Consider the following 7,305-nt stretch of genomic DNA (forward strand, 5'->3'; position numbering starts at 1 on the left):
CGGGCCGCTTCAGGCCGGCCGGCGCAGGCTGCCGCGGGCGTCTTCGAGCCGCACCGGCTGGGCGGGAATGGTGACGGAAAACACGGTTCGGCCACCGACGCTCTCGACAAGTTCGAGCGAGCCGCCATGCGCGCGGACCAGTTCGTGCGCGATCGCGAGACCCAGCCCGGTGCCACCGCTGCGCGCCGAACCGCGAAAGGCGGCGAACAGATTGTCCCTGGCCTTCTGAGGCAGGCCGGGGCCGGTGTCGGCCACGAAGATGCGGCTGACGCTGCCGATCCGCTCGGCCGAGATCGTAAGCCGGTTGACCACGGCGCGCTCCCGGTCCGCCGCCATCGCCTCCAGTGCGTTGCGGCAGAGATTGGTGAGCACGCGGAACAGCTGCTCGGAATCGGCGTCCACCTCGAAAGCCGGATCGACGGCGTTGACGAATTCGATGCCGCCGTCCGGGTCGATGCCGAGAAGCTCCTGCACGTCATCGACCAGTTGCCTCAGCCGCAGCCTGCGGCGCGAGGGCGGCGCTTCCTGGGTGCGGCCATAGGCCATCACCCCTTCCGAATAGGAGACGGCGCGGTCGAGCGCCCGCACCAGTTTGGGCACGAAGGACTGCACGGTCGGGTCCTTCACCAGCCGCAGCCGGTCCGACATCAATTGCGCCGACGCGAGAATGTTGCGCATGTCGTGATTGATCTTGGAGACGGCGAGGCCGAGATCGGCGAGGTGCTTGTGCTCGCCCAGCGTCTTCTGCAACTGCCGCTGCATGCCGGCAAGCTCGCGCTCGGCGACGCCGATCTCGTCGCCGCGATCCTCCGGCTCGATGATGCGGCGGGGATCGTCCGGCGCTCGCGAAAAGGCCAGCATCGAGCCCGTCATGGCGCGGATCGGACGGATCATGATGCGGTTGATGGCGTAGAACACCAGCATCGCCGTGATCAGCGAAATCAGGAGCGACAGGAAAGCGACATTGCGCGAATAGACCAGCATGGCGTTGCGCAGCTTCTTGTCGGGCACGACGAGCTCGAACTCCTTGTCGCTGTCGCCGACCTTGCCGAAAACGCGCAGCATGCGGTGGCCGCCGAAGAACAGCGTGTCGACCGCCCCCATCATCGCGTCCATCGGCCCGGCCGCTGCAAGGTCGATATGCTTGTCGACCTGCGGCGGCATGTCGGCCACGACCAGAAGCCGCGATACGCCTTCGTCGCGAACCGCTATCGCCTTGGCGCCGATCGCCATCAGCACGTCGTCCTGAACCGCGCGCGACAGGCTGGTCGCGTCGTCCTCGACCAGCACGGTCGATACGGCCGCTGCGGTGCCCAGCCGCTCCTCCAGCCAGCGCAGCCGAAAATTGGCGATCGAAGGCAGGAATATCAGCACCTCGGCGATCAGCACGAAGAGGACAGTCAGCACCAGGAGCTTCAGCGAAAGGCCGCGCGACAGCGGCACGCTGCGGTCCCCGTCGCTGGCTGCGCTTTCTTCCTGGATCGTGTTCTCGGTCATGCTCTCCGTCTTCCGGCATACCGCCGGTTCAGCCCAGCCGGCGCAAGAGCCCGATCAGCCGGCGCACCAGCGGCTTGCCCGCCGCACCCGCAAAATAGGTGATCGCCGCGCGTTTGCCAATTTCGCTCATTGTCGGATAGGGCGCGACATAGCCGGCCACGTCGCCCAGGCCGAGCCCTTTCGACAAAGCCAGCGCCCACATGTTGATCATCTCGGCCGCATTGGCCCCGACAATGGTGACGCCGAGTATCCTGCCGCGGGACCCGGCGACGATCTTGATGTGGCCCTCGGTCCGGCGTTCGGCCTGGGCGCGGTCGTTCTCGGCATAGGGCCAGCGCATGATGCGAATTTTTTTCCCGGCCTTCACCGCTTCCGTCTCGGTCATGCCGACATGGGCAAGCTCGGGATCGGTGAAGGTCGCCCAAGGCACGATGCCGAGTTTCTGGCGGGCCGGAAGGCGAAACAGCAGCGCGCGGATGACGATGCCGGCGTGATAATTGGCGACATGTGTGAATTGCAGCGAGCCGGTCACATCGCCGACGGCATAAACGCGGCGATTGGTCGTCCTCAGCCGGTCGGCGACCTTCAGGCCTTTCGCGTCATAGTCTATGCCGGCATTTTCCAGGTCGAGGCCGGCGACATTGGCGGCGCGCCCCACCGCCACCAGCAGATGGGTGCCGTCGATCGCCTTTCGCCCTCCGTCCGTTTCGATATGAACGCGAATGCCGGTCTTGCCGCGTTTCTCGACCTTGGCGACTTTCGCATTCTCGCGGATGTCGACGCCCTCGGCGCGGATCTGCCTCAACACGAGCGCCGTAAGCTCGGGATCGTCCTTGCCGAGCGCCTTTGCCGCCTCGAGCACGGTTACCCGCGAACCCAGCCGGCGATGCGCCTGCGCAAGCTCCATCCCGATCGGGCCGCCGCCGATCACGATCAGATGGCCGGGGCGCCGCGTCAGGTCGAACACGCTCTCATTGGTCAGGTAATCGACGCTGTCTATCCCCTCGATCCGAGGGACCAGCGGCGACGAGCCGGTCGCCACCACGAAACGCCGGGCGCGGATTTCCACGTCGCCCGCAATCACCGTGCGACTGTCCTTGAAGCGCGCTTCCGCCTTTATCACGTGGACCCCGAGCGCGGAGAAGCGGCCAACGGAATCGTTGGGCGCGATGGCGTCGATCACGCCGCGGACATGGCTGTTGACCCCCCGGAAGTCGATTTCGGGTTCGACCGCACCGATGCCGAATTTGCCGCCATGGCGCATCATATGCGCCTGTTTTGCCGCCGCGATCAGCGCCTTGGAAGGGACACAGCCATAATTCAGGCAGTCGCCGCCCATTTTGCCCTTCTCGATCAGCACCACGGGAACGCCGAACGCCGCCGCGGCGGCCGCGACCGAAAGGCCCCCGGAACCAGCGCCGATGACACAGATATCGGGAGTAAGGATTTTCGCCATCGATCGCCTTTGCGGGGTACTGATTTGAGCGGATCCCACCGCTCAGATCGCGCGCATCCAGAATTTTCTTACGACGGCGGCGAGAGCCGCGACAAGCGCGAGCGCGGCGAAGGCGATGGTGATCTCCGGCGTGACGAGGTCGCCGACAGCGACTTGCCTGCCGGCCCGTCGCGCCGCGACAAGCACACTGTCGACGCCCTGGCCGAGCCAGGCATAGGCGAATGCGCCGGGCAGGATGCCTATCAGCGTCGCGACGACGAATGTCCGAAGGCGCACGTTGAATACGGCAGGGGCGATGTTGACGACAAAGAACGGGATGAAGGGCGCTATGCGCAGCACCAGCAGATAGCTGAAGGCGTCGCGCTCGAAGCCTTGCGACAGCCTGGCCGCCGCGCCGCCGGCGCGCTCCTTCAGGAACCCGCCGAATGCGGTGCGAGCCGCCAGGAACAGGACGGTGGCGCCCATCGTCGCGCCGATGATGGCGAGTAGGCCGCCGAACAGCCAGCCGAACAGGAAACCCGAGAAGATCGTCAGCACGGAAGCCGCCGGGAAGGAGAAGGCCACCGCGACGGCATAGACCAGGGTAAAGCCGAGTGGCGCCGCGATCGGGTTCGCCGAGACGAAGGCTTTCAGGGCCAATCGGCTGTCGCCGAGAAAGTCCAGCGTGAGATAGCGATGCCAGCCCATCGCATAGCCGAAGCCGAGGCCAGCCACGATCAGAAGCAGCGGCATGAAGCGCCAGCGCTTCGCCACGGGTTTGCGCCCCTTCTCGTCCTCGGCCATGCTCGTCGCGACTGCCTCCGTGGCCATCGCTCCTACCTTTAAGCGATTTTTCTGCTGGTCAAGTCCAGTTGATCGACAAAGAGGCTGCATGCAAGCACATGACGCGCCTCTCACTGCGTTTTGACCTAAGCCTGTGCAGCGCTCACCCCTTCGTGAGACGCCTGGTGAGGGATCAATATCGTAGCGTTTCTCCGGGCAGCTCTTCAGATTTTGCACCCGCGTTTCCATTAACGACGCACGGAATGCACGTGTTCGATCACTTAATCTGGAAGCCCCATGGCCGTTCGTCAGCATTGCCGATCACATGTATTTCGCGGAAAGGAAGATGTGCTGGGCTGTGCGGAGGTCAATCATTATGGCTTCCCAGCGCTCTTGGGGAAGGGAGCGCAAGGGAGCTTCGATCAGCAGGTTAAAGCCTGTGTACTTTGGCTTGTTCTTGCGCGACAGACAGCGAAGAATACCATCTCTTATGGCGGAAAGAGCGTGATCGGTAGTGTACATTACGCGTTGTTTGGACATCGCGCGATTGAAATCAACCCGAGGCGCGTCATCTGAAACGCCAATAAATCCTCGCCCCCGACCCTTATCGACCAACTCTTTCTTGAGGTGGTGGCGCTCGGTCGCCTGTGCGATCGTTACCTCCATTCCGAGAGGCTCGCCTCCGTTGGCCTTCCAGAGCCAGCAGTCCGGCGGATGATTATCAAGCGGAAAGCGAATTCGACCCGAGTCAACGCCACGAAATTGGAGGAAGCGCGATACAGGCGTAACTTCATCGGCTAGCTTTTTCCATGGCTGTTTGCTCAAACGGTAATTGTTGAGGTCGTCGCCGGATCGAGACCGCTCGAATAAGCCTCTCAATATCCCTTGGAAATCGGCAATGCTCATCCCGTTCGTCACGGAAATTCGCGTGTAGAACTCATTTAAGGCGTTGGTATCGAACAGGCTCATTGTCGATATCCCTGTATGAACCTGAGCAGACTATTCACCGACGAACATATCGTGAATCGCGGTGCTTGGCCAAAATATCCACCTAGCCCCTTGGTAAGGCGACCGACCGCCTTCTCGCAAAACGTCGTCATCCGGCCGATCTGGACACGACTATGGCATAGATGAAGCGACGCAGGCTGGCTTCGACATAGCTTTCCAGGCTCCCCTGCGGGTCGAAACTCCACCACAGCAGCGTGCCCTGCCATTGCGACGCCGTCAGCAAGCCGATGCCTTGCGGCGCGTGCCGGACCTGCGAGAAGCAACCTTCGAGGGCGCTGGACAACGCGGCCTTCCATGCCGCGCCCCGCGACCGAAGGAGGGGATCGCGAAGATCCTCGCGCAGGACGAGCAATCCCTCCGCATAGGTTTCGATCCCGCCATAATCGCTCGACAGTGCGACCAGCAGTTCGACTGCGCCATCGGGAGTTTTCGGAACCGTGGCCGCAAGCTGCGCGGTCTTCTCGTCGAGCCGATCCCAGGCGAGCAGCAGCGTGCTTTGCTTCAGGCCCGCCTTGCTCCTGAAACGCTGCACCAATGTCGCGGCGGACAGGCCGCAAGCGCGAGCCACGCGCTCGAAGGTCAAGGCCTCGGGGCCGCTTTCATGCAGGAGCTTGAGCGCGGCGTCCAGAACCTGCTCGTCCGATAGCGTCTTCGTGCGCGGCATCTTGACCTTTCGTTTATAACTGAATATTCGTTTATAAATGAAAGGCCGGCAAATGCCAGCCTTCGGGCGGAAATTTATTGTGGATTCAGCGTGGGAGAGTTCGATGACGCTTCAAGGAAAAGTAGCCTTGGTCGCGGGTGCAACGCGTGGTGCGGGCCGCGGTATCGCGGTGGAACTGGGAGCCGCCGGCGCAACCGTCTATGTGACCGGACGCACGACGCGCAGCCAGCAATCCGAATATGCGCGGCCCGAAACCATCGAGGAAACGGCGGAACTGGTCTCCTCGGCTGGCGGCAAAGGCATAGCCGTACAGGTCGATCATCTGATCCCGGAGGAAGTGCGCAAGCTCGTCGACCGCATCCGTGCCGAACAGGGCAAGCTCGACGTGCTCGTCAACGACATCTGGGGCGGCGAGAAGCTTTTCGAGTGGAACAAGCCGGTCTGGGACCACGATCTCCAAAACGGCCTGCGCATGCTGCGGCTCGGCATCGACACGCATCTGATCACTGCCCACTACGCACTTCCGCTGATGATCGAGCGTCCGGGCAGTCTGCTCGTCGAGGTGACCGACGGCACGGCGGAGTATAATGCCGAGCACTACCGGCTCTCGCCCTTCTATGATCTCGCCAAGGTGGCGGTTACGCGCATGGCGTGGGCGCACGCGAAGGACCTGGCGCCGCATGGCGCGACCTCGGTTTCGCTGACGCCCGGATGGCTGCGTTCGGAGATGATGCTGGAGGCGTACGGCGTCACTGAGGAGAACTGGCGCGACGCCACAGCGAAGGTGCCGCATTTCGTGATCTCCGAGACGCCGCGCTTCGTGGGGCGCGCGGTGGCCGCACTTGCTGCCGATCCCGACCGGGCGCGCTGGAACGGCCAATCGCTCTCCAGCGGCGGACTGGCTCAGGTTTACGGCTTCACCGACCTCGACGGTTCCCGCCCCGATGCCTGGCGCTATGTCCCGGAAGTACAGGACGCCGGAAAGCCGGCCGACGCGACAGGCTACCGGTAGGCCTCGTAAAAACCGGATTTCACCTTACATCTGCGGCGATTGACTTCCGGAAAGCTTGTTTCTATAAGCCCGCTCACGCTCGGGCCACGCGTCCGGCGCAGTTCCGATTGCGCCAAGACGGGCCGGCGAAGCTCCTGTTCACAAAAGTGACAGTCTCAAGAAGGGCCGCACGCCGCGGTATTAAAACAAATGAAGCGTACCTATCAGCCATCGAAACTCGTCCGCAAGCGCCGGCATGGCTTCCGCGCGCGCATGGCCACCAAGGGTGGCCGCGGTGTTGTCGCAGCCCGTCGCAACCGCGGCCGGAAGCGGCTGTCTGCCTGAGCGAAAGACGGGATCGTTGCCGGAAACCGGCAGGCCCGGCCTTCCCTCCCCCGCGCGGCTTCGCAAGCGGGCGGAATTCCTTGCCGCCCGGCGTGGTGAAAAGCGCCGCGGGCGGCTCTTCCTGCTGGAAGTTCTGAACCGCGGCGACAAAGGTCCTCCGCGTGTCGGCTTCACGGTCACCAAGAAGACCGGCAATGCGATCCAGCGCAATCGCGTGCGCCGCCGCCTCAAGGAAGCGGTTCGCGTCCATGCCGCACGTGACATGCAGCCCGGCAATGACTATGTGATCGTCGGGCGCGACGACGTTCTCGACGCCCCTTTCGGCCAGCTTGCAGCCGAGCTCTCTCGCCGCATCCGCGCAACACGCTAAGGTCACGGACTAAAGGCCACGATGGAAAACAATCGCAATTTCTTCATTACCATCGCGCTGTCGGTGCTGATCCTTACGCTGTGGCAGGTGTTCTACATGAACCCGCGCATCGAGGGCGAGCGCGAGCTGGCGCGCATCGAGGCCGAGCGTACCGAGACGGAGACGACGACAGCCCAGCCGGCCGCGCCGGGAGCTGACGGAACTCCACTACC

The 7,305-nt window shown here is 63.4% G+C and carries 8 protein-coding genes and 1 pseudogene; 4 read left to right on the forward strand and 5 right to left on the reverse strand.

The genetic code is table 11. The annotated features are described in order from the left end of the window. Nucleotides 1-9: 9 nt before the first annotated feature. From MAXJ12_RS01340 to MAXJ12_RS01360, 5 genes are all read right to left on the reverse strand, one after another. The gene (locus MAXJ12_RS01340; RefSeq protein ID WP_008833931.1) at nt 10-1,497 is read right to left on the reverse strand and encodes a sensor histidine kinase; all 1,488 of its coding nucleotides are present in this window, start codon (nt 1,495-1,497) and stop codon (nt 10-12) included. A 28-nt stretch (nt 1,498-1,525) separates the two neighbouring features. Further along, entirely contained in the window at nt 1,526-2,953 is a 1,428-nt protein-coding gene (locus tag MAXJ12_RS01345) for a dihydrolipoyl dehydrogenase family protein (RefSeq protein ID WP_008833932.1), read from the reverse strand. A gap of 42 nt (nt 2,954-2,995) precedes the next feature. Further along, nucleotides 2,996-3,763 carry a TVP38/TMEM64 family protein gene (locus tag MAXJ12_RS01350; protein WP_008833933.1) on the reverse strand — a complete coding sequence of 256 codons (768 nt, stop codon included), beginning with the start codon at nt 3,761-3,763 and terminating at the stop codon, nt 2,996-2,998. Nucleotides 3,764-4,036: 273 nt separating this feature from the next. Next, a complete protein-coding gene (locus tag MAXJ12_RS01355; protein WP_008833934.1) occupies nt 4,037-4,684 on the reverse strand; it encodes a hypothetical protein in 648 nt (215 codons plus the stop codon). A 127-nt stretch (nt 4,685-4,811) separates the two neighbouring features. Continuing rightward, nucleotides 4,812-5,387 (reverse strand): TetR family transcriptional regulator, encoded by a 576-nt coding sequence (locus MAXJ12_RS01360; RefSeq protein ID WP_008833935.1) that lies wholly within the window; start codon nt 5,385-5,387, stop codon nt 4,812-4,814. Between the two features lie 103 nt (nt 5,388-5,490). On the opposite strand from MAXJ12_RS01360, the gene MAXJ12_RS01365 reads away from it, so the two are divergent. The 4 genes and pseudogenes from MAXJ12_RS01365 to MAXJ12_RS01375 all read left to right on the forward strand — a co-directional run. Beyond that, on the forward strand, nt 5,491-6,399 hold the full coding sequence (locus tag MAXJ12_RS01365) for an SDR family oxidoreductase (RefSeq protein ID WP_040584568.1): 909 nt from the start codon (nt 5,491-5,493) through the stop codon (nt 6,397-6,399). A 189-nt stretch (nt 6,400-6,588) separates the two neighbouring features. Beyond that, on the forward strand, nt 6,589-6,723 hold the full coding sequence (gene rpmH, locus MAXJ12_RS34895) for a 50S ribosomal protein L34 (protein WP_008833937.1): 135 nt from the start codon (nt 6,589-6,591) through the stop codon (nt 6,721-6,723). 16 nt (nt 6,724-6,739) lie between these two features. Further along, nucleotides 6,740-7,093 carry a ribonuclease P protein component gene (rnpA, locus tag MAXJ12_RS01370; RefSeq protein WP_008833938.1) on the forward strand — a complete coding sequence of 118 codons (354 nt, stop codon included), beginning with the start codon at nt 6,740-6,742 and terminating at the stop codon, nt 7,091-7,093. A 21-nt stretch (nt 7,094-7,114) separates the two neighbouring features. Beyond that, nucleotides 7,115-7,305 (forward strand): annotated as a pseudogene (locus MAXJ12_RS01375) (membrane protein insertase YidC); the annotation flags it as partial.

It is taken from the genome of Mesorhizobium alhagi CCNWXJ12-2 (assembly GCF_000236565.1).
Lineage (GTDB): Bacteria > Pseudomonadota > Alphaproteobacteria > Rhizobiales > Rhizobiaceae > Allomesorhizobium > Allomesorhizobium alhagi.

Coding starts and splice junctions, on each gene's coding strand:
- MAXJ12_RS01340 (WP_008833931.1), bottom strand. CDS start 1,497: ATGACCGAGAACACGATCCAGGAAGAAAGCGCAGCCAGCGACGGGGAC.
- MAXJ12_RS01345 (WP_008833932.1), bottom strand. CDS start 2,953: ATGGCGAAAATCCTTACTCCCGATATCTGTGTCATCGGCGCTGGTTCC.
- MAXJ12_RS01350 (WP_008833933.1), bottom strand. CDS start 3,763: ATGGCCACGGAGGCAGTCGCGACGAGCATGGCCGAGGACGAGAAGGGG.
- MAXJ12_RS01355 (WP_008833934.1), bottom strand. CDS start 4,684: ATGAGCCTGTTCGATACCAACGCCTTAAATGAGTTCTACACGCGAATT.
- MAXJ12_RS01360 (WP_008833935.1), bottom strand. CDS start 5,387: ATGCCGCGCACGAAGACGCTATCGGACGAGCAGGTTCTGGACGCCGCG.
- MAXJ12_RS01365 (WP_040584568.1), top strand. CDS start 5,491: ATGACGCTTCAAGGAAAAGTAGCCTTGGTCGCGGGTGCAACGCGTGGT.
- rpmH (WP_008833937.1), top strand. CDS start 6,589: ATGAAGCGTACCTATCAGCCATCGAAACTCGTCCGCAAGCGCCGGCAT.